The 22,248-nt window shown below is 68.3% G+C and carries 18 protein-coding genes; 3 read left to right on the top strand and 15 right to left on the bottom strand.

What is annotated here, in order from left to right; genetic code table 11:
* Positions 1 to 13 precede the first annotated feature (13 nt).
* The 8 genes from AB0J95_RS07635 to AB0J95_RS07600 form a co-directional block, all read right to left on the bottom strand.
* Positions 14 to 595 (bottom strand): TetR family transcriptional regulator, encoded by a 582-nt coding sequence (locus tag AB0J95_RS07635; protein ID WP_364753855.1) that lies wholly within the window; start codon positions 593 to 595, stop codon positions 14 to 16.
* Between the two features lie 36 nt (positions 596 to 631).
* On the bottom strand, positions 632 to 973 hold the full coding sequence (locus AB0J95_RS07630) for a metalloregulator ArsR/SmtB family transcription factor (RefSeq protein ID WP_364753852.1): 342 nt from the start codon (positions 971 to 973) through the stop codon (positions 632 to 634).
* Positions 974 to 1,011: 38 nt separating this feature from the next.
* Positions 1,012 to 2,859 carry an acyl-CoA dehydrogenase gene (locus AB0J95_RS07625; RefSeq protein ID WP_364753851.1) on the bottom strand — a complete coding sequence of 616 codons (1,848 nt, stop codon included), beginning with the start codon at positions 2,857 to 2,859 and terminating at the stop codon, positions 1,012 to 1,014.
* Positions 2,856 to 7,703, bottom strand: a complete 4,848-nt coding sequence (locus AB0J95_RS07620) for an SDR family oxidoreductase (RefSeq protein ID WP_364753848.1) — start codon at positions 7,701 to 7,703, stop codon at positions 2,856 to 2,858. Before AB0J95_RS07620 ends, AB0J95_RS07625 begins: the two co-directional genes overlap by 4 nt.
* Positions 7,700 to 8,581, bottom strand: a complete 882-nt coding sequence (locus tag AB0J95_RS07615; RefSeq protein ID WP_364753845.1) for an acyltransferase domain-containing protein — start codon at positions 8,579 to 8,581, stop codon at positions 7,700 to 7,702. The genes AB0J95_RS07620 and AB0J95_RS07615 overlap by 4 nt, the downstream gene beginning before the upstream one ends.
* On the bottom strand, positions 8,578 to 9,186 hold the full coding sequence (locus AB0J95_RS07610) for an SDR family NAD(P)-dependent oxidoreductase (protein ID WP_364753843.1): 609 nt from the start codon (positions 9,184 to 9,186) through the stop codon (positions 8,578 to 8,580). Before AB0J95_RS07610 ends, AB0J95_RS07615 begins: the two co-directional genes overlap by 4 nt.
* Positions 9,187 to 9,215: 29 nt before the next feature.
* Positions 9,216 to 9,773: an EF-hand domain-containing protein gene (locus tag AB0J95_RS07605; protein ID WP_364753840.1), complete on the bottom strand. Its 558-nt coding sequence runs from the start codon at positions 9,771 to 9,773 to the stop codon at positions 9,216 to 9,218.
* Between the two features lie 187 nt (positions 9,774 to 9,960).
* Positions 9,961 to 10,332: a VOC family protein gene (locus tag AB0J95_RS07600; RefSeq protein ID WP_364753837.1), complete on the bottom strand. Its 372-nt coding sequence runs from the start codon at positions 10,330 to 10,332 to the stop codon at positions 9,961 to 9,963.
* Positions 10,333 to 10,411: 79 nt separating this feature from the next.
* On the opposite strand from AB0J95_RS07600, the gene AB0J95_RS07595 reads away from it, so the two are divergent.
* A complete protein-coding gene (locus tag AB0J95_RS07595) occupies positions 10,412 to 10,846 on the top strand; it encodes a MarR family winged helix-turn-helix transcriptional regulator (protein ID WP_364753835.1) in 435 nt (144 codons plus the stop codon).
* A 43-nt stretch (positions 10,847 to 10,889) separates the two neighbouring features.
* On the opposite strand, the gene AB0J95_RS07590 is transcribed toward AB0J95_RS07595, so the two are convergent.
* The 3 genes from AB0J95_RS07590 to AB0J95_RS07580 all read right to left on the bottom strand — a co-directional run bounded on the left by AB0J95_RS07590 (position 10,890) and on the right by AB0J95_RS07580 (position 15,161).
* Entirely contained in the window at positions 10,890 to 13,232 is a 2,343-nt protein-coding gene (locus tag AB0J95_RS07590; RefSeq protein ID WP_364753832.1) for a glycoside hydrolase N-terminal domain-containing protein, read from the bottom strand.
* A gap of 254 nt (positions 13,233 to 13,486) precedes the next feature.
* A complete protein-coding gene (locus AB0J95_RS07585; protein WP_364753830.1) occupies positions 13,487 to 14,263 on the bottom strand; it encodes a GNAT family N-acetyltransferase in 777 nt (258 codons plus the stop codon).
* Positions 14,256 to 15,161 (bottom strand): LysR family transcriptional regulator, encoded by a 906-nt coding sequence (locus AB0J95_RS07580; RefSeq protein ID WP_364753828.1) that lies wholly within the window; start codon positions 15,159 to 15,161, stop codon positions 14,256 to 14,258. The genes AB0J95_RS07585 and AB0J95_RS07580 overlap by 8 nt, the downstream gene beginning before the upstream one ends.
* A gap of 66 nt (positions 15,162 to 15,227) precedes the next feature.
* Here AB0J95_RS07580 and AB0J95_RS07575 point away from each other — a divergent pair, with 66 nt between their 5' ends.
* Both AB0J95_RS07575 and AB0J95_RS07570 read left to right on the top strand, forming a co-directional pair.
* Positions 15,228 to 16,346, top strand: a complete 1,119-nt coding sequence (locus AB0J95_RS07575; RefSeq protein ID WP_364753825.1) for a M20/M25/M40 family metallo-hydrolase — start codon at positions 15,228 to 15,230, stop codon at positions 16,344 to 16,346.
* 79 nt (positions 16,347 to 16,425) lie between these two features.
* Positions 16,426 to 17,445: a LacI family DNA-binding transcriptional regulator gene (locus AB0J95_RS07570; protein WP_364753822.1), complete on the top strand. Its 1,020-nt coding sequence runs from the start codon at positions 16,426 to 16,428 to the stop codon at positions 17,443 to 17,445.
* 7 nt (positions 17,446 to 17,452) lie between these two features.
* On the opposite strand, the gene AB0J95_RS07565 is transcribed toward AB0J95_RS07570, so the two are convergent.
* Genes AB0J95_RS07565 through AB0J95_RS07550 form a run of 4 tightly spaced genes read right to left on the bottom strand, consistent with a single transcriptional unit; the run spans position 17,453 to position 22,012 of the window.
* Positions 17,453 to 18,172, bottom strand: a complete 720-nt coding sequence (locus tag AB0J95_RS07565) for an ABC transporter ATP-binding protein (protein ID WP_364753819.1) — start codon at positions 18,170 to 18,172, stop codon at positions 17,453 to 17,455.
* Complete coding sequence (locus AB0J95_RS07560; protein ID WP_364753816.1) at positions 18,172 to 19,920, bottom strand: branched-chain amino acid ABC transporter ATP-binding protein/permease; 1,749 nt, start codon at positions 19,918 to 19,920, stop codon at positions 18,172 to 18,174. Before AB0J95_RS07560 ends, AB0J95_RS07565 begins: the two co-directional genes overlap by 1 nt.
* Positions 19,917 to 20,798 carry a branched-chain amino acid ABC transporter permease gene (locus AB0J95_RS07555; RefSeq protein ID WP_364753813.1) on the bottom strand — a complete coding sequence of 294 codons (882 nt, stop codon included), beginning with the start codon at positions 20,796 to 20,798 and terminating at the stop codon, positions 19,917 to 19,919. Before AB0J95_RS07555 ends, AB0J95_RS07560 begins: the two co-directional genes overlap by 4 nt.
* Positions 20,795 to 22,012 carry an amino acid ABC transporter substrate-binding protein gene (locus AB0J95_RS07550; protein ID WP_364753810.1) on the bottom strand — a complete coding sequence of 406 codons (1,218 nt, stop codon included), beginning with the start codon at positions 22,010 to 22,012 and terminating at the stop codon, positions 20,795 to 20,797. The genes AB0J95_RS07555 and AB0J95_RS07550 overlap by 4 nt, the downstream gene beginning before the upstream one ends.
* Positions 22,013 to 22,248: the final 236 nt, after the last annotated feature.

Raw genomic sequence — 22,248 nt, 5'->3', positions numbered from 1 at the left:
CATCCCGGCGATCTCAGATCTTGGCCAGCACCGCGTCGATGAGCGCGCCCGCGGTGTCGCCGGCGTTGAGCACTGTCATGGTCTCCGGCATCACGACGTACCCGAACAGCACGCCGATATAGCAAACGCGCAGCAGGTGCACCTCTTCCTCAGTGGGTTCAACGCCTTCCGCGCGGTGCGCCTCCTGGACCAGCTCGAACGCGCCGCTGAAGATCCGGGTCAGCGCCTCGTGCAGTTCGGGCCGGCGGGTGCTCTCCAGCAACAACTCCAGCATCGCGCGGTAGCGATCCCGGTGTGTGGTCACGGCTTCCTGCAGCACGGAGGTGAGAATGCCCTGCAGGGTGGTGCGGTTGAGCTCGCCCTCGTGCTGGGCGCGCAGGCCGCCGATCCACGCGAAGTGCAGCTCGACGACGCGGGCGACGGTGGCTTCCAGCAGGGCGTCGCGGGAACGGAAGTAGTTCGAGGTGGTGCCGCGCGGGACTTCGGCGGTCTCGTCCACCGTGCGGTGGGACAGCCGGTGGGTGCCTTCCTGGGCGACGATCGCGATGGCCGCGTCCGCGAGCGCCGCACGGCGCTGCTGGTTCACCGGTGGCACGGACTTACCTCCCTGGATGAGAATCCGGGGGCGAGTCTACGGGTCAGTGCCCATCCGGCGTTCGCGCTTTCCGCGAGCCAGCTCGGTTCCCAGGGCATCCAGCCGCTGCGTCCAGAACTTCCGGTAGCGGTCCAGCCAGGTGTCGATCTCGCGCAGCGGGGCCGGGTCCACCGAGTACAACCTGCGCGTTCCCTCCGGTCGAACGGTGGTGAACCCGTTCTCCCGCAACACCCTCAGGTGCTGGGACACGCCTGGCTGGGAGATGCCGAACTCGCTCTGGACGACCTCGGTCAGCTCGCCCGCGGGCTTCTCGCCGTCGGCGAGCAGCTCCAGGATCCGCCGGCGGACCGGGTCACCGAGGACGTCGAAGGCATGCACGCCGCCCATTGAACAGTATTCGCTTATATAAGTCAATACTAAGCTTGACTGACCAGGGCCCGTTCGTCGGCACGCGGTTCGGGCAGGGCCAGCTCGATCGGGTCGCCCATCGAGTCGATCATCGCATGATCACCCGAACTGATCGGCACGCGCAACAGCTCCTCCGGGATCCCGAACGCGTCGACCAGCGCCGGCACGTGCGGAGTTATCCGGTCGCACAACGTGTTCAGCACGTCCGGAATGGACCGCACCTGCTCGGCGTCGACCAGCCCCTCGCACAGCAACCAGGCCGCGCTCCGCTCGATCTCCTCGACCGCGAACATCGCGCACAGCGGCGACAGCGCGGCGGCCGCGGGTTCGGGCAGGTCATGCAGGGCGTCGAGCATGCTCTCCAGGACCAGGCGGCCGCCGTACCCGGCGACGAAATCCCTGGCCTGGTGGATGTTGTCGTTCCAGGCGTCGGTCGGCGTGGCGTCCCAGTCGGTCGCGCGGCGGATCCGCATCGCCAGCTCGGTGTGCATGACCCGTTCCCGCGAGTGCAGCACGCCCAGCCACATCTTCTCGTCCAGCAGGTCCTTGCTGATCACCTCGCCGTCCGGCGGCTGGTAGGCGATCCCGCCGACCATGGCCTTGGCCGCGTCCAGGCACAGCAGCAGGTTGTCCCCGCCGGCCGCGTTCGACACGATGGCCAGTCCTTGGTACTCCAGCAACCTGTTGGCCACGAACAACCCCCGCGCCCCACAACGCTGGCGGCATTCGGCCATCATCCGTTCGGCCGTCCACACCGCGATCGCTTTGGTCAACGACAGGGTGCGGTACTGCGGGTCCAATGAGGACGGTGGCGGAGTCTGACCAGCCGCCTTGTGCTGCATGGTGGTGACGCGAGCCTGCTTGGCGCGGTTGGCGTGGCAGGTGAGCGCGTAGGCGGTGGCCAGGGCGCTGTGGAGCGCGCGTTGCTGGCTTCGGTGTCTGAGCACCATTCCCCAGGGTTCACGGCGGTCCATCGCCGCGCGCTTCTGGTTGTAGCGGATGGTGATCTGCACCGCCGCCCGGCTCACCGCCGCCAGCGCCGCGGCTTGTCCAGTTCGGACACTCTGGGCCACGGTCAACGACCGGACCAGCCGCTTCTCCGGATTGACCAGCGGGTCGTGGAAAACGCCGTCCTCGCCGAGAGCCGCGTTGTCACGCAGCAGGTTCCGCAACGGGATCCGGCAGTGGTCGAACTCGATCACCGCGTAGTCCATCGGCACCATCGACGCCTCGGGCAGCTGGTCGATCTTGACACCGTTCGTTCCCTGCAATGGCACCAGGAACAGGAACACACCCTGATCGTGGCCACCGATGTTGAGCTGTGCGGCAACGGTCGCGAGCTTGGGCACGTCCGGCAGGCCCACGTTCGGCATGAACTTGCGCGCGGCCGGATCGGGGGTGTGCAGCACGAACTCGCCGTCGTCCAAGGTCGCGCGGGTCCGAAGGTGCACATGACTGTTGCCGTAGCCGATCTCGGTGATCAGCAACACTCCCGTGGCCGTCATGGTCTGCAGATCTCGGACGAAGTCGCCCACGTCGTCCCGACCGGCGCCCAGTTCGCGGACCGCGGCGAGTGCGCCGCCGTAGTGCGTGACCATCGCGATGAACAGCGACGGGCTGATCACCGCACCCCATTCGAGCAGGGCGAACAACGTGTAAGGGTCCTCGGTCAGCTCCTCGGGACGGATCTGGCTGTTGGCCAGCTTCAGCTGGTCGTAGGTCAGCCGGACCTTCTCCTGGTAGGTCAGGCCTTCGTGGGGCGCGAACAACTCGTGCGCGAAGATCCGCTTGAGCTGGTCCCGGAATTCTCGCGGCACCGGGCCGTGCACCAGCTCCGACAGGGCTTCCACGGTCATGTCAACACCCCTTCCCTGGCCACTTCCACGCCGCTCACGTGCACCAGCACAGTGTCCGACACCATCGCGACCGCCCCGCCGCGTCCGGTGGACCACACCCGGATCCGGTCGCCGTGCTCGGCCAGCAACGCCACATCGTTGAGCCTGGTCCGCAGCTCGATCCGGCCGATCCGCACCGGAATCCCACCCGCGGCGACCTGAACCGCGGCATCCACCAGCAGCACCGGGATGCTGAACTGGCTGAACCGCGACACCCACTTCCCCAGCTCGGGCTCGAACCGCCCGTCCCGCACGGAAACGAACGGCCCGGACAGGTCGACCTCGTCCGCCATCGGCGGGACCGGTTGCTGCTCCACCACGGCGAGATCCAGGAAGGAGCCATTGTGGACGGTCATGGTCGCGTGCAGCCGGTCGCGTTTCAGGACAGTGCCGTCCGGTGCGACGACGTCGCTGAGGATCCGGATCGCGTCCTGGTCGACCGCCAGCCGATAGGGCACCGGCGAGTCCGCAAGATAGGCGACGGGCGCGTGGAACTCGATGTCCGACACGACGTTCCCGCCCAGCTGCCGGACACCCAGCTCGGCCAGCATCGCCGCGGGAACCGTTGGCAGGCCGTGGATCCGGTGTCCGGCCAGATAACCGTCCCGCTCGGGATCGGCCTGCCAGGTCACCTCCGCCCGCCGCTCGGCCGGCCCGAGATAGGTCACCTCTGGTTCGGTGCCTTCGGCGGCCAGCTCGGCGAGGAACATCGCCACGCCGTCCTCGGTGGACACACTGGTGAGAGTGCCGTTCTGCTGCAGGAGGTCGCGGACGAGGGGTTCGGCGGCGAACCCGGCCTCGGACCAGAGCGGCAGCGCGAGGGTCGTCTCGGCCACGCCCCGGGCTCGTTGCCAGCTCGCCGCGGCGAGGAGGAGGTCGTTGGCGGCACAGTAGTCGGCCTCACCGGGCCAGCCCAGCACCGAGAGCAGGGATCCGATGTTGTACCAGCGATCCGGGCGACGGCCGTCGAAAGCCTTGCAGAGGTTGAGATAGCCCAGGAGTTTGGTGTCCCGGACCTGCTGGGCGCGGTCGAGAGGCACGTTAGCGCCGCCGTTGTGCAGGCCCGCGGCATTGATCAGGAGGTCGACCCGGTCGTGCACCATGAGGATCTGGTCGACGACGTGGGTCACGTCCTGCTCGTCCGTCACGTCACAGACCAGGTGGTGCGCCCGCTCCCCCAGCCGCTCCAACGTCTTGCGAGTCCCGGCTCGGGCGAGATGCTTCTCGTACTCGGCGCTAGCCTGTGCAACTGTCCACTCAGGATGATCGCGGATGAAGTCCGGCTTGCTGGGCGGTTGATCTCCGGGTGCGTGCCTGCTCAGGATGTAGATGGTCGCCTCAGGCAGCGCGGCCAGCAGCTCCGCGGTCAGCCCGCGCGCTCCCCCAGCGGCCACGACGACCGAACCCCGGTCCGGCAGCGGCCGTGATCCGGACACCGCAGCAGGTCTGAGCGCGTAAGCCAAGCGACGGCCCGCGACATGCACGGATACCGCGAGGTCCTGGGCGCGGCCGGCCTCGGCTTCCAGGAGCTGAATGCCTCGATCCAGGTCGGGGTCGTCGGTGATCACGGCATAAGCGGCGCCATCCCGGGCGAGGCTCTTGACCAGACCGGTGAACGGGCCGGTCGCCGGGTGGACGACGCCATCCCGCACGGCATCCAGAAGCAACACCCCGAACGAGCCGGCCGTGCGGTTCCAGCGCTGAGCGGCGAGATAAGCCTTGTCGTGCAGCACTCGAAGGCGGCTCATCGGGGTCAGATCGTCCGTGCCGACCCTCGCGACGATCCGCACGTGCCGCAGTTCACCTTCGGGCAGTTCGGTGTCCGCGTCGATGACCACCATATGTCCATGCGGCATCAGGCGAGCGGGTCGGGCGGGCGCCGGGACCAGTTCGCGCACAACACGTTCCGGCAGCGCAGCGGACACGACGACCTGCGGTCCCCACTCCTCGACGCTGCCGATCCGGCCCGCGGCGCCGCTGGCGATCATGGCGACCAGCCGGACCAGCGGGTCCGCGCCGACGTAGGTCCTGTTCAGCCCGGCCAGCGGTGGCTTCTCCCGCGGCCGGTCGCCGGACGGCCCCAGCTCGGTCCGGATCCTGGCCAGGATCGGCAAACGTGCGGCCTCGGCGGTGTCCTTCCGAGTGAGCACAACGAGGAACGCGCCCTCGGCCACGGTGTCTCGTTCGCCGAGGACCTCGACGAACTCGGGCATGGTGTTGCCGCTGATCCCGGCGACCACGGCCGCGTCGAGATCTCCGTGCCGGAGATACCTGTCCGCGCACCTCAACGCGTCCAGGCTCGCGTCGAACCCGGTGTCCACTGTGGCATTGAGGCCGCGCCAGCCGGCGAGAGCGGTCAGCCGGGCCGGGATCAGGCTCGGCATGATCCCGGGAAAGGCGTCCTCGTTGCTCGGCGGGACCATCGCCTTGATCTCGTCGGCGAGCCCATCGAGCTTGACATCACTCAGGTAACAGCGCAGGGCGTACTGGATCGCGCGCCGGGTCGGACCGGTGTGGCCGACGATCACGCCGGTGGTGTCGGCCATTGTGGACAGTGCGTCCCGCAGCCGTGGGTCGAGCCTGGCTGCCACCCGCAGGATCATGATCTGGCTGCGGTCCATCGTGCGCAGGGTGGCCGGGGGCAACCGAACCTCAGGAAATCCGGGCAGCGGGTAGTCCTCGCCGAAGCCCGGGTCCGGCGCCGGTCCCGCGCCGCGCAGCCACGCCAGGGCCTGCTCGTCGTCCATGCCCGGCAGGTGCACCGCCCAGCCGGTGACCACGATCTCCGACTCATCGATCCCCCGTTCCGTCGCCCGCGGCCGGTCCCCGATCACCAGGTGCGCATTGGTCCCGCCGAACCCGAACGACGAGATACCCACCCGGCCGCGCACCGGACTCTCCACGGTCGGCGCACGGAACCTGCTGCCCTGCAACGCTTCGATGGGGGTATGGAGAAATCGTTGCGCCGGAACGGTTCCCCGCCGCAGCGCGGACAGCGCCTGCACGAGCGACACCAGTCCGGCCGCCCAGCCGGTGTGCCCGACAATGGACTTGTTGGAAGACACCAGGATCGGCGGACCATCACCAAGAGCCTGACACAGAGCGCCCACCTCGGTGCTGTCACCGGCCTGGGTCCCGGTCGCGTGGCAAACCATCCAGTCCGGCTGGTCAGTGTCCCGGTAGGCACGGCGCAGCGCGATCTCCTGACCGGTGTGGTTCGGCGCGCAGATGGCCTTTCCCGCCCCATCACAGGAAAGCCCGACACTCTCGATGATCCCCAGAACCTTGTCGCCATCCGCTCGGGCGCGATCGAGGCGCTTGAGCACCACGGCACCCGCGCCATCGGAGAACAACACCCCGTCGGCGTCCTTGTCGAACGCCCGCACCTCCCCCGACCTCGACAGCCCGGAAAACTTCGAGAACAACACAAGATTCCGCGCGCTGTACGCGAACACCCCACCGCACAACGCCATGTCCGCGCTGCCTTCACGCAACGCCTTGACTCCCAGGTCAACCGCGTACAGCGCGGACGAGCACGCGGTGTCGATCATGACGAGCTCGGTCCGGTCGGGCAGTAGGCCTTTCAACGCGTTGCGGCCGATCCGGTGCGGCAGGTACTCCACAGGTGCCGCGCGCCCGCGTCGGTAGCGCGCGGCCAGCCCTGCCTCCTCCCCAGGCACCCGGTTGCGGTATCCGGCATAGACCAGGTACTCCTCCAGTTCCTGGCTGCCGTCCGCGGTGCACCCGATCGCCGCGAACCACCGATCCTGCCGGCTACGGCCGACTCCGTCGAGCGCGGTCTGCACGCTGTGCCGCAACCATTGCGTGCCGCGTTCCCCCTCCAGACCGCCTTTGATGAAGCCCGATTTCAGGGTGTATGAACGATCCTCGGCGCCATCAGCGGAGTAGAACGAGCCGATGTCGAACCGGTCCGGTTCGGTGAACACGTTGTGCTCACCGGAAAGAACCCGCCACAGTTCGTCCGGGTCGGTCGCTCCGGGGGTCACCACACCCATGCCGACGATCGCGATCGCGTCACCCGGCTCGTCCACCGGGACCTGCTGGGGTGACAACAACATCGCGCCCAGCGACAGCCCGCCGTCGGCGACGACGGTCTGGCCGGTGATCCACGAAGCGTTGGGGCTGGCCAGGAACACGACCAGCTCGGCGAGCTCGGCCTCGGTGCCCAAGCGGTGGCCGAGCGGGGTGGCCTCCTTCACCCGCCCGGCCAACCGGTCCGCGTCCGGGAACATCCCGGCGACCGGGTTGTCCAGCAACCCGCCGGAGGCGGTGTTCACCCGGATCCCGCGCGGCGCGAACTCCACCGCGAGATACCGGGTCAGCGACTCGACCGCGGCCTTGGTCGTGCCGACGCTCGCATAGTCGCTGATCACCAGATCGCTGCCGATCGAGGACACGTTCACGATGGCGCTGCCCGGGCCCATCAGCCCGGCGGCTCGTTGCGCACACCAGAGGCTGCCGCGAACGTTGGTGTCAAAGGCCCGCTGCCAGTGCGAGTCGTCCACTTCGGACAACGGCAGCAGCGCGCCCGAGGCCGCGTTGTTCACCAGCACATCGAGCCGGCCGTGCCGCTGGGCGATCTCGTCGAACATCGCGCCGACCTGGTCGCGGTCGGCCACCGAGGCCCGGACCAGCTCGCAGTCGAGGTCGCGGGCCTCGTCGCGGGAGTGGAAGTAGTTGGCGACGACGTGGGCACCCCGAGCGGCGAACGCCTGGCAGATCGCCCGCCCCAGCCCACGAACGCCGCCGGTGACCAGCACCACCCGGCCCGCGAAACCGGTCATGGCCGGCTCGCCGCCGGTGCCCGCAGGATGTGGTCGGCCACCCGGCCCAGCGACGGGAAGTCCCATGCCCGCAACGAACTCACCTCGTCGGCCAACCCGAACTCGGCCACCACCACCTTGGCCAGCAGGGCGGTCTGCTTGAGCGAGTCGATACCCAGCTGCGCTTCCAGCAACGCGTCCTCGGCAAGTACCTCTTCCGGGTATTCCAGCGCGGTCGCGTGGAGCCCGCGCAGCCGGGCCAGGATGGACGTGCGGTCCGGTTGTTCGACCGGCGCCCGGGCCGCGGGCACCACGGCCCGGTTCAGGCCAGCTTTGATGTCATCCGTGTCGGCATATCGATGGCCTTGGACCGGCGAGAACACCGGGATGCTCAAGGGATGCTGGGCGGTCCCGGCGATCAGGTCCCGGAAGTCGAGCATTGCCCGGCGCGCTGCGGGATGGTGGGACGCGTAAGGCAGCTGCAGCTTGGCGAAGAACGAGTCCAGCGCGGCCGTGGCGTTCCCGGCGCGGTCGATCGCCTCGTGAGGGCCGGAGATCACCGTCTGCCGGGGCGCGTTCAGGCAGGCGACGAGCAGGTCCGGATCGTCCAGAGCGCCGATCAGACGGCGGGTGACGGTCTCATTCGCGCCGATCGCCGCCATCGCGCCCTTCCCATCACTTTCCTTGAGTGCCTTTGCCTTGGCGCAGACCAGGTGCACGCCGTCGTCGAGGGCTTCGACGACCACTTGGGACACCGGCGGGATGCCATGCCGTGCTGCCGCCGAGTCGATCTCCCGGAAGGTCGCGGCCACCTGGGGATGCTCCGAGGCCAGTCCCCGGAGCATCCCCGCGGAGTAAGCGCCCAGGCCGGGGAACAGCAGCGCGGTGCGCGGCGTCACGCCGGTATCCGGCCTAGCGCCAGCAGGTTGACGGTTGCCGGGCCGGTACTGCCGGCCAGGTAGATCGCCGCGCCGACCACGTCGTCGAGGTCGCCGGGCACGATGGTGTTCACCCGAACCCCGGTCGACGCCCATTCCGCGGCGAGTGACCTGGTCAGCGAGGCGCACGCAGCCTTCGCCGCCGCATACGGCGCTGGCATGCCGCCCGCGCCTAGGGTGATCACCGAACCGCGGCCCTGGCGCACCATGATCCGGCCCACGGCCTGACACAGGTAGATCGTCGAGTCGAGGTGGGTCCTGAGTGTCTCCTTCCAGTCGTCGTCGCGCAGTTCCAGGAACGGCCCGGTGTGGCCAGGTCCGCCCGCCGCGTGCACCAGCACGTCCAGCCGTCCCAGCTGGGCGACAGTGTCCGAGACCGCGGCCTTGACCCGGTCCGGGTCGCCGACGTCGCACGTGATCACCGCGGCACGGCGGCCCTTGCGCCGGACCAGGTCGGCCACCTGCTCCAGCGCCTGCGTGCCACGGGCCAGAACCGCGACGTCGGCACCCGCTTCGGCGTAGCCAAGGGCGATCGCCCTGCCGATCCCCCGGGACGCGCCGGTCACCAGAGCGCACCTGCCTTCGAGCCCCGCCATCAGATCCGGCCGAACAACTGGTTCCCCGGCGCGTCCGGATCGGTGCTGATGTAGAACTCGCACAGCGCCTCGAGGATCTCCTCCAGCGACAGGTAGCCGTCGCCGCTGGTGTCCAGCCGGACGAAGATCCGGGACGCCTCGTCCATGGTGGTGGCGTTGAACATCCGCAGCAGGCTGCCGAACTCGAGCTCGTTGAGGTTGCCGTCGCCGTCGGCGTCGCACAGTGACAGGTTCAGCCGGGCCAGCGGCTCGATGATCCGCTTGAACCCGGCGCGGTCACCGGCCATCCGGGTCATCGCGGTGATGAACTCGGTCCGGTCGATCTCGCCGTTGCCGTCGCCGTCGGCGATCCGCATCAGCTGGTCGCACAGCTCCAGGTAGCCGTTGCGGACCCGCTCGGCCTTCGGCGAGCCGGGCGTCACGCCCAGGCCGTCGATCAGGCGCTCGGCGAGCATCTCGAAGTCGGTCCGGTCGACGACTCCGCTGCCGTCCGCGTCGAGCATCTCGAATCTTTTCGCGTACTTGCGTTCGAGCAGGCTCATGGTCTCGGTCGTCATCCCGAACTCCCGGTGAGGTGTTTGTGCCGGCGAAACCCGACCGGGATCGACAGTAATCACAGGGCCGGACAAACCGGAAGTCACCCATCGGGGCACCACCACCGGGTGATTTCTCGCCATTCACCCCCTCGGGTTTCGGCTACCCCCACACTCGTGAAGTTCTCGCTACTATGTGCTGCTCCGCGGGCTACGGGACGGCGGTGAACAGCTCGTAGCTGTGCCCATCCGGGTCTTGGACATACACAGTGCGTCCCTGGCCGACGGCACCCACCTGGCGGTCCCAGCCGCCGGACAACCCCGAGCCGTAGTCGATGCCCGGATTGTCACCGAGATAGTCCAGCATCGCGTCGAACGTGTCATCGTCGACGAGAAATGCGTAATGACCGGGCCGGACGCCATTCCGGTCGTCGAAATCCATAGTCAGATCCTTATTGATTTTGACGGGAATGAACGGCCCGGCTTGTTCACCCGCGGTAAGACCGAGCAATCCGGCGAGGAATTCCGCGGAAACGGTCTTGTCGGCCGCCGGAACGATCATGTGGTTGAGCACGATGCCCATGACACCTCCAAAGCATGCGATACGCACACATACTATGTGCACATCGCACACGATGTACAGGATCGATTACAGTGACCCAGTGCTCTCCGACGGCGGCCCCGCCCTGTTCCGGCTGGTCAGGTTCTTCGCCCGGCGCTGGATAACCCAGGCGTCGGAGGCGTCCGAGGCCAACGTCCAGCATGTCCTCGTCCTGGAGGCGGTGAACGCCTCGCGCGAGGGCGAACCGACCGTCAACGCGGTCGCCCACCAGCTGGGGCTGGACCACTCGGGCGCGAGCCGCATGGTGAAACAGACCGTGGCGGCGGGCTACCTGACCCGCGCGGAGTCCGAACAGGACAGACGCCGGACCGTCATCCGCATCACGGCATCCGGCCACGACCTCCTCGACGCCGCCCACCAGTGGCAGCGCCAGAAGTTCTCCGAGCTGACCCGAACCTGGCCCGACCACGACCGCCAGCAGTTCGCGGTCTACCTCCACCGCCTCGCCAACGAAACCGCCGGCTGGTGCCCGTGAGTGGTTTCGGCCGTGAGCACGACCGAAACCACTCACGAGGTCTTCAGCTGGGGTGGACGGTGATCGACTCGCCTTGGCGGAGGCGGATGTTCTTGCGCCAGGCGCCCGCCTTCACAACGGTGCCGGTGCCGGTCTTGCTGTGGATGGTCGCGGAGGTGACCTTGCCGTTGCGCCATTCCACGTCGACGGTGAACCCGCCACGAGCGCCGACGCCAGTGATCTTGCCGGACTTCGCCCAAGCAGTGGGCAGTGCGGGCAGCAGGTCGATCACGCCGGGCCGCGAGTAGACGAGCATCTCCAACATCGCTGTGGGCGCGCCGAAGTTGGCGTCGATCTGGAAGATCGAGCGGTCGCCGAGGTCGTACATGTCGAACAGGTTCGGCGCGCTGCCGTTGGAGTGGCCGACGGACGGACGCATGACGGTCAGCACCAGTTCGTAGGCGCGCTCGGCGTCCTTGAGCCGGGCCCAGCACATCGCGCGCCACGAACACGCCCAGCCGAAGCTCTCCATGCCGCGCGCTATCAGCAGGTTGCGCACCCCGTCGACGATCTCCTTGGGGCTGCTGTCGTTCCTGATCCGGTCGCCCGGGAAGAACCCGATCAGCGGCGACAGGTGCCGGTGCGTGGTCTCGCCCAGGTTGTCCGGGCTCATCCATTCCTCGTACCAGCCCGACTTCGGGCTCACGCCGGCCATGTACAGCCGGTCCTGCAGGCCCGCGAGGGTCTGCGCGAACGGACGGTCCTTGTCCAGCACCGAACTCGCCGCGCGGAAGTGCTCGAACAGGTCCCAGACAAGCTCTTGCGCGTATGTGATGCCCAGCGCGTCCTGCGGGCCGTGTTCGGGCGACCAGTCGTGGTCTGCGACCAGCTTGCCGGTGTGCGGGTCCTCGATCAGCCGCGCCTGCCAGAACTCGCAGGCGCCCTTGAGGATCGGGTAGATCCGGGCCAGGTAGGCGCGGTCCTGGGTGTGTTCGTAGTGCTCCCACAAGGAGTTGCACAGCCAGGCGTTGCCGCCGGAGTGCCACCACCAGCCGGACCCGCCGTAGATGTTCGTGGAGAACGCGACCGCCCAGCCGGCGACCTTGCCGGAGCTGTTGCGGAAACGGTTGCGGGAGTCAAGGAACAGCCGCTGGGTCGCGTCGGTCCAGGACCCGACCTGCGCCTCGATGTACCGGGCGAGCGGCTCGAAGCACTCGCCCAGGCCCGCGCGGTCGGCGAACCAGTAGTTCATCTGGACGTTGACGTCGGTGTGGTAGTCCGCCATCCAGTCCGGCGTGTTGTTGTGCAGCCACAAGCCTTGCAGGTTCAGCGGCAGGCTGTCGCGCGAACCGGTGATCATCAGGTACCGGCCGAACTGGAGGTAGCTCGCCTCCAGCTCCGGGTCGGCCGCGGCACCCGGCGTTCCGCGGACCACCAGGCGCGACCAGGTGTCCATCTCCCGCTGACGGCGAGTCGATTGTCCTAAGTCGACAGTCATCCGGTCGTAGAGCGACCGGTAGTCGCGGACATGCGTGGCCAGCAGCGCGTCGCCGCCGACCTTCAGCGCCGCGTTCGCCTTGCTCCGCGCCAAAGCGAGCGGATCGGCACCGGCGTCCATGAAGCCGGCCTTGGCGTCCGGCACGTAGTTGGTGCCGCCGCTGATCACGATCAGCACCTCGGCGCAGTCGGTGAACGTGACCTTGTTGTCCTTGACGCCGATCCGGCCACCCTTGCCCACCGCGCCGGCGACCGCGCCGTATTTCAGGCCGTTGTCGAGTTTTCCACTGAACGAACCGTCCACAGTGGTCTCGTTGTGCGTCCCGGCGATCTCGATCGTGCCGGTGTGGTTGCCGCCGCCGCTGCGGGTCAGGCGCATGACGATCACATCGTCGGGGTGGCTGGAGTAGACCTCGCGGCGGTACTTGGTGCCCTTGTACTCGTAGGTCGAGGTGACGATGCCGTTGCTGAGGTCCAGCGTGCGGCGGTACTTGCTGATCGCGGCCTTGGTGTGCTCGGGGATCGACACGGCCGCCTGCGCCAGCACGTTGAACGTGCCGAAGTGCACGCGCTCGTAAGGGAACTGGCCGTCGTTGTCGAGGACGTCGTTCTTGTCCCCGGCCCACAGCGAGATGTCCGTGACGTAGCAGGAGTCGTGCGCGGGGTCGCCGCCGACCAGCGCGCCCAGCCTGCCGTTGCCGATCGGTAAGCCCTGCTCGATGATCTTGGCCTCGACCGCGGGCGCGAGGTGCCAGAAGGTGGTCGCCTGATCACCCGGCACCAGCTGCGCCTGCGCCGGGCGGTCGGCCGGCTCGGCATGCGCGGTGAAGACCGGCAGGCCGCCGCCGAGTGCCGCTCCGGCCCCGATCGCGCTGCCGACTTTGAGGATGTCCCGGCGGGTGTGCGACATCGAACGCCCCTTATCAGATATCAGATACGATCATCTGCCTGGCGATCATGTCAGCGTGGTAATCACGCGTCAACGGTCCGTGCCGGACATAAACCGGACAAGACCCGATCAATACCCGCTGGAAGCCCGCCTGTAGGCCCACTGACCCCTAGTGTGCCGCACATTCCTCCGATGTGTGTAGGGCGAGCCGGAGGAACGGGGACACACCCTGGAGCAAAGGGGGACATGGCACGGAGGAACGGGGGACACGCGGGTCAGTTCGGGGACCAGACGTATGGGGTTGTGGTGGTGACGGGGGTGAAGCCGAGGCGTTCGAGGATGGGGCGGCTGTCGTCCGAGGCGTCCACCTGCAGGTAACGAATGCCCAGGTCAACGGCCAGCAGGGCGCGATGGGCGACGAGCGCGCGGTAGATCCCGCGGCCCCGCCAGGCGGCCAGCGTCGACCCGCCCCACAGCCCGGCGAACTCGGTGCCGAACTTGGCCGCGAGCCACGCGGCTGACACAACCTCGCCATCGGCCTCGGCCACGAAAACGGTCGTGTAGGACCGCCGGGAGGCCAGATCGGCGGCCATCCACGACAGGTCCAGCCCCCACACCGCCGACTCCATCGCGGCGATCCGCTCGTAGTCGGCGTCCGTGTTCACCTGCCGGATGGTCACGCCGTCGATCGGCGGCGGCTCGACCGCGAGCGCCGCGGCCGTGCCGATGACGATCGTCTCCTGGTCCTCGGGCACGAACCCGGCCGCGCGCAGCCGATCCGTCAGGCCCAGCGGCCGGTCGTGGCCGCAGGTCTTCCACTCGACCGCCTCACCCCGCGCGGCGAAGAAGTCCCGCTGCCGCGCGATCAACGCGTCCAGCTCGTCGCCGTCGATGCCCAGATCCCGGGGACTGCTGATGAACCCCCGATACCGCCCGCTCATCCGGACCACGGGACCATCGCGTTCGACGGTGATCCCGGCCTCCGGGGTGGCGTACTCGGCGGGGCGCATCTGGGTGTCATACGCGGCAAGCAGTTCAGCGGCATCAGGCACGCGGCGACCCTAGCGGCAAGCCGTCCCGGACGCATTCGAGTTCCGCGCGCGCCAACACGATCGCCGGATGCCCGCTGCCGCCGGACCGCGCCGACGAGTACAGCCGCCGATGCTGCCCGGGCAACGGATGTGTTGGCACGGTTGGTGGTTGGCCGCGCCAGACCAGGTCGGGCAGGAAGCCGACCGCGTGCCCGGTCTCGATGAACCTGATGTGCGACACGATGTCGCACGAGGACACCACGACCTCCGGCTCGAACCCGGCCTCCCGGCACAGCGCCCGCGCCCACCGCCCGCTCGGTGTGTCCTCGGGTTCGAGCACCCACGGCCGGTCGGCCAGGTCGATGATGTTTCCCTTGTCCCGCAAAGTCTCTGGCACGACGAGCCGCATCGGGTCGGTGGCCAGCGGCACCCGGTCGAGCCCGGGGACGCGTGAACGTGGATGCCCCGGGAACTCCTCGATGATCACAAGATCACAGTCCCCTGTGGCCAGTGCGGACAGCGCCGGTTCGGGTTCCATCTGGCGCACCCGCACCCGGAGTTCCGGCGCGGACTCGGCAAGCCGGTCCAGGAACGGCGGGATCAAAGCGAGCATCGCGGTCTGGAACGTGGCGATCCGCAGTTCCCCGCGGACGGTCGGCATCGATGAGGCCAGGTCGGCTTCGGCCTGTTCGAGCCGGTGCAGCACCGCCGAAGCGTGCTCGACCAGGATCAACGCCTGCGGAGTCAGCCGGACCCCGCGCCCGACCCGTTCCAGCAGCGGCACCCCGGCCTCCCGCTCCAGCTGTGCGAGCTGCTGGGACACCGCCGAACCGCTGTAGCCCAGCGCGGCCGCCACGGCGGCGATGGTCTTGCGGGTGTGCAGCTCCTGCAACAGGCGCAACCGGTGAACGTCCAGCATTGCTTAAGGATATCCGCAACAAAGTCGCGCTTTTCCTTCTCGATCGGGCTGGCGAGACTTACCGGCATGGACGACGTGATTGAACTGCTCCAGCAGCTGGTGGCGATCGACTCGGTGAACTCCTCGCTGGTCAAGGGCGCCGCGGGTGAGGCCGGGATCGCTCGGTTCGTCGCCGGCTGGGCTCGTGGTGAGGGCCTGGGCGTCGAGGTTCTGGACGACAACGTGATCGTCCGGTCCGGCGGCAGTTCCAGTGACGGGCGGAAGTTGCTGCTGTGCGGGCATCTCGACACGGTCGGCACCGGCGGAATGGCCGACCCGCTCGTCCCCAGGATCGACGGCGACCGGCTCTACGGCCGGGGCGCGTACGACATGAAAGGCGGTCTCGCCGCTGCCCTGATCGCGTGCCGGGATGCGGCCCGGCGAGGCGTGAAAGGCGAGGTCATCGTGGCCGCGGTGGCCGACGAGGAGTACGGGAGCGAAGGCGTGCAGCGGATCCTGCCGCACGTCGAGGCGGATGCCGCGATCGTCAACGAACCCACCGAGCTGACCGTGGCCACCGCGCACAAGGGGTTCATCTGGACCGAGATCACGATCACCGGCAAGGCCGCGCACGGCTCCCGCCCGCACCTCGGCGTGGACGCGATCCTCAAGGCCGGCCCGGTCCTGCTCGCCCTGGACGAGCTGGACCAGCAGATGCGCACCCGCACGCACCCGCTGCTGGGGTCCGGCAACCTGCACGGCTCGTTGATCAGCGGCGGCCGCGAGGAGTCGACCATCCCGGACCGGTGCGTGATCACTGTCGAACGCCGCTACCTGCCCGGCGACACCCTGCTCGCGCTGGAACGGGCCATCGAGGACCTGCTCGCCGAGTGCCGTGACGCCGACTCGGAGCTGGAGGTCAGCGCGAAGACGACGTTCGTCCGCCGGCCGCTGGAGACCCCGCACGACACCGAGGTCCTCCCGGTGCTGATGGCGGCCGCGAAGGACGTCACCGGGGCGCGGCCGAAGATCGCGGGCGCGAGCTACTGGGCCGACTCCGCGTTCATCTCCGCGGCCGGGATCCCGACTGTTCTGTACGGGCCGGGTGGCGAGGGCGCGCATGCCGACGTGGAATGGGTCAGCATCGCCGAGACCGTCGCGTGTGCACGGACGCTGACCGAAACGGCGGTCAATTTCTGCGGATAACCCTGGTATTCCAGGGATAAGACGAGGTCAGCTGTCGTGTTAGGCTTGCTGCAATCGTTTTCCGCCCCGGAGTGCCGCCATGACCAACTCGCCCACCCTCAAAGAGGTCGCGCAGCGCGCCGGGGTTCACGTGACGACCGCGTCCCGTGCGCTCAACCCGGCGACCAGCTCGCTGGTCAACCCGGCCACCATGCGCCGGGTCCAGGCCGCCGCCCGCGAGCTGCGCTACCAGCCGAACGCCATGGCCCGCGGACTGAAGACCGCGCGGTCGATGTCGGTGGGCGTGCTCATCCCGGACCTGACCAACCCGTTGTTCCCGCCGATCGTGCGCGGCATCGAGGACGTGCTCGCCTCGGCGGGGTACACGACGCTGATCGCGAACACCGACAACGACGGCGAACGCCAGACCACGCTGTTCGACACCCTCCGGGCCCGTCAGGTCGACGGCATCATCGTGGCAACGGCGCACCGCGAGGACAGGATCTTCACCGACGCGTACGCCGAGGGCACCAAGCTCGTGCTGGTCAACCGCCGGATCGACCAGTCGGACATCCCCGCTGTGACCGGTGACGACCACGACGGCATCGCGATGGCCGTCCGGCACCTGATCGACCTGGGGCACACCAAGATCGCGCACATCGCCGGCCCGCAGAACACCACCACCGGACGGGCCCGGCTGCGGGCCTACCGCCAGTCCCTCGAGGACGCCGGGGTGCCGGCCGAGCCGTCGCTGGTGATGATGACCAACGGGTTCACCGAGGTCGAAGGCGCCCGCGCGACCCGGACCCTGCTCGACGCGGGCCGCCGTCCCACCGCCATCGTGGCCGCCAACGACATGATCGCCCTGGGCTGCCTGGACGTGTTCAGCGAGCGCCGGCTGTCCTGCCCGCAGGACATCAGCCTGGTGGGGTTCAACGACATGCCGTTCATCGACCGCCTCACCCCACCGCTGAGCACCGTGCGCGTGCCGCACTACCAGATCGGCGCCGAGGCCGCCCGCATGCTCCTCGACCGCCTCGGCAACCCCGACCTGCCGGCCAAGTCGATCACCCTCCCCGCGACCCTCGTCCTGCGCGAGTCCACCGCGCCGCCGTCCTGAGCGGGGTTCAGCGTCCGGTGAGGGCGCCGAGGTACAGCGACCCGATCCCGGGGTGGTCGAGGATCTGCTGGGCGGTGCCTTGGAGGCGGACTTTGCCGGTCTCCATGACGACGCCGTGGGTGGACAGGGACAGGCCGAGGCGGACGTTCTGTTCGACGAGCAGGATGGTCTTGCCCTGGTCGCGCATGGAGGTGATGAGCGCGGCGACGGCGGCCATGCTTCTGGGGTCCAGGCCCAGGGAGGGCTCGTCGAGGAGGATCACGGTGGGGTCGAGCATCAGGGACCGGCCGATCTCGACCATCCGCCGCTGCCCGCCGGAGAGGTTCCCGGCGGGGACGGACCCCCGTTCGGCGACGAGAGGGACCAGCTCCGCGACGGTGTCATAGCGTTGGGCGAGGAGTTTCTTCTGGCGGCGGATGAGATACCCACCCAGCAGTATGTTCTCGCGCACGCTCATGCGCGGGAACAACGCGCCGCTCTGGGGGACCTGGGCGATGCCGAGGCCGAGGATCGCGGGCGCGCTGAGCTTCTCGATTCGCTGCTCCCCCAACGAGATCACGCCCTCGCGGGGGCGCAGCAGGCCGCTGACCACGCGCAGCACGGTCGACTTTCCGGCGCCGTTGGGGCCGAGGATGCAGGTCACCGACTCGGGTTCGACGGTGAGATTCAGGCCCTGCAACACATCGCCGCCGCCGTAGCCCGCGTGAACACCTTGGAGGGTCAACATCAGGCGGTCACCTCGCCGAGGTAGGCATCGAGCACGGCCGGGTCGGCACGCACCACATCGGGGGGACCGGAAGCGATCACCGAACCAGCCGCCAGCACGATGATCGGGTCACACAGGTCGAGCACCATCGGGATGTTGTGCTCCACCACGAGGAACGTGACGCCCTGGCGGTTGGCCGCGCGGATGATCTCGGCCATCCGGCCGACCAGGCCCGGGTTGATCCCGCCCGCGGGCTCGTCGAGCAGCACCATCCGCGGCTCCAGCATCAGAACCTGGGCCAGCTCGACCAGTTTCTGTTGCCCGTACGACAAAGCGCCCGCCTGTTGAGCCGCGAACCGCTCCAGGCCAACGAACGACAACAGGTCCCGCGCCCGGTCGGCCTCATGCCCGCCGACCGCACCCGAGGCCAGCACGCCCGGCGCGAACCGTTCGAGCGGCGCGACGACGTTCTCCAGCACGGTCATGCTCTTGAACAACCGCGTCACCTGGAACGTCCGCCCCAGCCCGAGATGCGCCCGCTGCCACGGTTGCATGCCGTCGATCCTGGTGCCACCGAACGAGATGGACCCGGTGTGCGGGCCGCCGGTGCCGGTGATCAGGTTGAACAACGTCGTCTTGCCGGACCCGTTCGGCCCGATCAACGCCGTGATGGACCCCTGCGGCACAACGAGATCGACGCCGTTGACCGCCTTGAGGCCACCGAAAGCCTTGTGCACATCGTGAAGTTCCAGCATCGGCCCCTCGACCGCCTCCGCCGAGCGACTGCGCACCTCGATCTTCCGCTCCGCCATCGCCCCCACGTGATCGGTGTACTCGACCGGCGAACGTCGAGCGAAAAGCCGTTGCAACGCGGGCAAAATCCCCTGCGGCAGGAACAACACGACGATCACCAGCGCCAGCCCGAACATCAGCAACCGGCTCTGCGACTCACTGCCGAGGTTCGTCGCGGCCTCACTGGCGAACGACACGATGAACGCGCCCACGACCGGACCCCACAGCGTCCCCCGCCCGCCAACGAGAGCGCCGAGCACGACGGTCACGCTCGTGAGGATGTTGAACGCGCCCAACGGGTTCAGGAACGTCAGGAAGTACGCGTACACCGCGCCCGCGGCGCCGACGAAGAACGCGCTGGCCGCGTAGGCGAGGTTCTTGTACAGCGCTGTCGGAATGCCGATGGCCGCCGCCTTGCCCTCGTCCTCCCGGATCGCCACCAGCCCGGTGCCGAACTTGGTCCGCCGGATCCACGCGCTGAAGCCGAAAGCGAGCACCATCAGGCCCAGGAACGCGTAGTAGAACGGGATGTTCTGGATGTCCGCGTCCCAGAACGGCAGCTCCAAAGTGATCCCGTCGGATCCGTTGGTCAGGCCGTGCAGGTTGATCGCCAGCATCTGGAACACCAGCAGCAACGCGATCGTGATGATCACGAACGCCGGTCCCTTGGCCCGCAGCACAACGCTGCCGATCAGCAACGCCACGACGACCGCGACCACCCCGGCGACCGGCGCCAGCACCAAAGGATTGACGCCCCACCGCTCGGCCAGGATCGCGGCGGTGTACGCGCCGATCCCAAGGAAAACGCTGTGCCCCAACGAAACGTACCCGGCGAACCCGGAGATGATGTTCCAGCTGATGGACTGGATCGCCACCAGGAACGCGAGCAGCAACACGGTCTGCTCGTAGGTCGCGTCCGGCAGCACCAACGGAAACCCGATGAGTCCTAAGAGGATGATCAAAGCGCCAAGCTTCATACGGTGACATCCTCACGCAGCTTGGTGCCGAACAGCCCGTGCGGCCGAACCAGCAGAACCAGCAGGATCACGGCGTAGAACACCAACGTCGACCACCGGGGCGAGCCATAGGTCGCGGTCACCGTCTCGGCCAGGCCGAGAACCAGCGCACCGACCCAGGCGCCCCGCAGCGAACCCATCCCGCCGAGCACGATGATGCCGAGCAGCCGGGCGATCCAGTCGTAGTGCGAGGCCGGGAAGAACGGGTAGAGCACGGAGAGTATCGAGCCGCCCGCGCCCGCGGTGGCCGTACCCAGTGCAAACGATAGCGCCGCGATCGAGGACGCGCCGATGCCGACCAGGGCCGCGCCGGACGGGTTCTGCGCGCAGGCCCGGATCGCCCGCCCGGTCCAGGTCCGGTTCAGCACCAGGTAGAGCAGGCCCAGCACGACCAGCGCGGCCAGGCAGCCGAACACCTGGGCCTTGGGCAGGGCCACCCCGCCGAGCCGGAACGACTCGGCGAAGTAGGACGGGGTGGCCGACCGGAAGTAGTTGCCGGAGGTGATGTTGAGCAGGCCCTCGATGGTCAGCGCCAGCCCGAAGGTCAGCAGCATCGACATGGCCGGCGCGGACGAGCGCACCCGGACGATCACCAGCCGGTAGAGCACCCAGCCCAGCGCGAACATCGCCGGCGTGGTGGCCACCGCGAGCAGGATCGGGTCGATCCCGGTGAGCTGCCAGGTCTTCCAGGTCACCATGGCCACCAGCACCAGCAGCGCGCCCTGGGCCACGTTGACGATCCCCATGATCCCGAAGATCAGGGTCAGGCCGGAGGCCATCAGCGAGTACACGCCGCCGATCAGCAGCCCGAGCGCAATCGTCTGCAGGAGCTGGGTCATGGCCAGGCCGGCTTCGGGAAGACGACCTTGTCCGTGGTCGCGGCCTGTTTCGGCGAGACGACCTCGACCTTCCCGTTCTGCCACTGGGCGAGCATGAACGTGGTCTGCGGCTCGCCGTTGGCGGCCCACTTGAGCGGGCCGAGGATGGTCTCCACCTGGTTGCCGCGCAACCAGTCCGCCAGCGCGGTCTGGTCGATCTTGCCCACCGCGGCGACCGCGGCCTGCAGGACCTGGGCCGCGGCGAACCCGTCGGCGGCGTCCTCGGCGGGCGGTCCGTTGAAACGTTTGCGGTACTCGGCGGTGAACTCGGCGTTCAGCGGGGTCTTGGCGTTCTCGCTCCAGCTCGTGCAGTACATGACGCCCTCGGTCGCGCCCATGCCGATGCCGTCGCTGTACTGCTTCCCGTTGCCCGGCGCGTTGGTCTGGAACATCACCTTGGGCGAGAACCCGACCTGCTGCAGCGACCGCACCGCGCCGACGCCGTCCTCGAACTGCGCGCCCTGGGCGACCAGGTCCGGCTTGGCCCCGGCGATCGCACTGGCCAGCGGCTGGAAGTTGGTGGTGCTGGCCGGGTAGACCTGCGAGTACAGGGTCTTCACGCCCGCGCCTTCGAGCTGTTTCCGCAGCGACTCGATGGCCGGGCGGGTGAACGGGTCGTCCTGGGTGATGTACGCGGCGGTGGCCGGGCGCTGGTCCGCGGGCAGGCTCGAAATCCATTGCACCACGCCGTCGGCCTGGTGCGGGGCGGTCGCGGGCTGGGCGAAGAACAGCATCTTGAAGCCGCGGCTGAACATGTTCGGCGCGCCGCCGGCCGGCTCGACGTAGAGCATCCGGTTGCGCTCCGCCACCGCCGAGGCGGCGAAGTTGAGCAGCGAGGAGAAGCTGCCCAGCAGCAGGTCGGCCTTGTCCTCGGTGATCAGCTTGGTGTAGTCGGCGATGATCGTGTCCTGGTTGCTGGCATCGTCCATGATCTTCAGCTCGACCTGGCGGCCGAGCAGGCCGCCCTTGGCGTTGACCATGTCGCGCCAGATCTCGTAGCCGCGCTTGGCCTCGCCGCCGGGCTGCGAGAACTGGCCGGTGAGCGGCAGGGACGCGCCGATGACCAGCGGCCCGGTCGCCGAACCCGGGTTCTTGCCGCCCGAGCAGGCGCTCGCCGCTAAGGCGACGCACGCGACCAGGGCTGTTAACCACCTTCGGGTTGGTTGGCGTCCCATGCGCGTCTCCCTAGACGTCAGTGGCGGAAGGACAGCAAACGATTGCAGCCGGCACATCGTGCTGTGGGCCGCACCAGTCTGTCAACACTCGGTCATCGACGCACCTACTATGTTGATATTCGGTGAAATACGAACAAGCCGACAGTGGAATCCCCCGCCCACCAACGGGTTCAGCGAACCAACAGGACGCGAACAGGAATCCTTCAGATCAACTGCCTCGCGTTTCCGGATCAAAA

Origin of the sequence: Actinocrispum sp. NPDC049592 (assembly GCF_040675465.1) — a bacterium.
Lineage (GTDB): Bacteria > Actinomycetota > Actinomycetes > Mycobacteriales > Pseudonocardiaceae > Kibdelosporangium.
The sequence above is the reverse complement of the archived record's forward strand: the minus strand, read 5'-3'. Positions and strand labels throughout refer to the sequence as shown.

Bases quoted from the DNA above. Each gene is read 5' to 3' on its own strand.
- AB0J95_RS07625 (WP_364753851.1), bottom strand. From the start codon at position 2,859: ATGACCGTGGAAGCCCTGTCGGAGCTGGTGCACGGCCCGGTGCCGCGA.
- AB0J95_RS07620 (WP_364753848.1), bottom strand. From the start codon at position 7,703: ATGACCGGTTTCGCGGGCCGGGTGGTGCTGGTCACCGGCGGCGTTCGT.
- AB0J95_RS07605 (WP_364753840.1), bottom strand. From the start codon at position 9,773: ATGACGACCGAGACCATGAGCCTGCTCGAACGCAAGTACGCGAAAAGA.
- AB0J95_RS07600 (WP_364753837.1), bottom strand. From the start codon at position 10,332: ATGGGCATCGTGCTCAACCACATGATCGTTCCGGCGGCCGACAAGACC.
- AB0J95_RS07590 (WP_364753832.1), bottom strand. From the start codon at position 13,232: ATGTCGCACACCCGCCGGGACATCCTCAAAGTCGGCAGCGCGATCGGG.
- AB0J95_RS07580 (WP_364753828.1), bottom strand. From the start codon at position 15,161: ATGCTGGACGTTCACCGGTTGCGCCTGTTGCAGGAGCTGCACACCCGC.
- AB0J95_RS07575 (WP_364753825.1), top strand. From the start codon at position 15,228: ATGGACGACGTGATTGAACTGCTCCAGCAGCTGGTGGCGATCGACTCG.
- AB0J95_RS07570 (WP_364753822.1), top strand. From the start codon at position 16,426: ATGACCAACTCGCCCACCCTCAAAGAGGTCGCGCAGCGCGCCGGGGTT.
- AB0J95_RS07565 (WP_364753819.1), bottom strand. From the start codon at position 18,172: ATGTTGACCCTCCAAGGTGTTCACGCGGGCTACGGCGGCGGCGATGTG.
- AB0J95_RS07560 (WP_364753816.1), bottom strand. From the start codon at position 19,920: ATGAAGCTTGGCGCTTTGATCATCCTCTTAGGACTCATCGGGTTTCCG.
- AB0J95_RS07555 (WP_364753813.1), bottom strand. From the start codon at position 20,798: ATGACCCAGCTCCTGCAGACGATTGCGCTCGGGCTGCTGATCGGCGGC.
- AB0J95_RS07550 (WP_364753810.1), bottom strand. From the start codon at position 22,012: ATGGGACGCCAACCAACCCGAAGGTGGTTAACAGCCCTGGTCGCGTGC.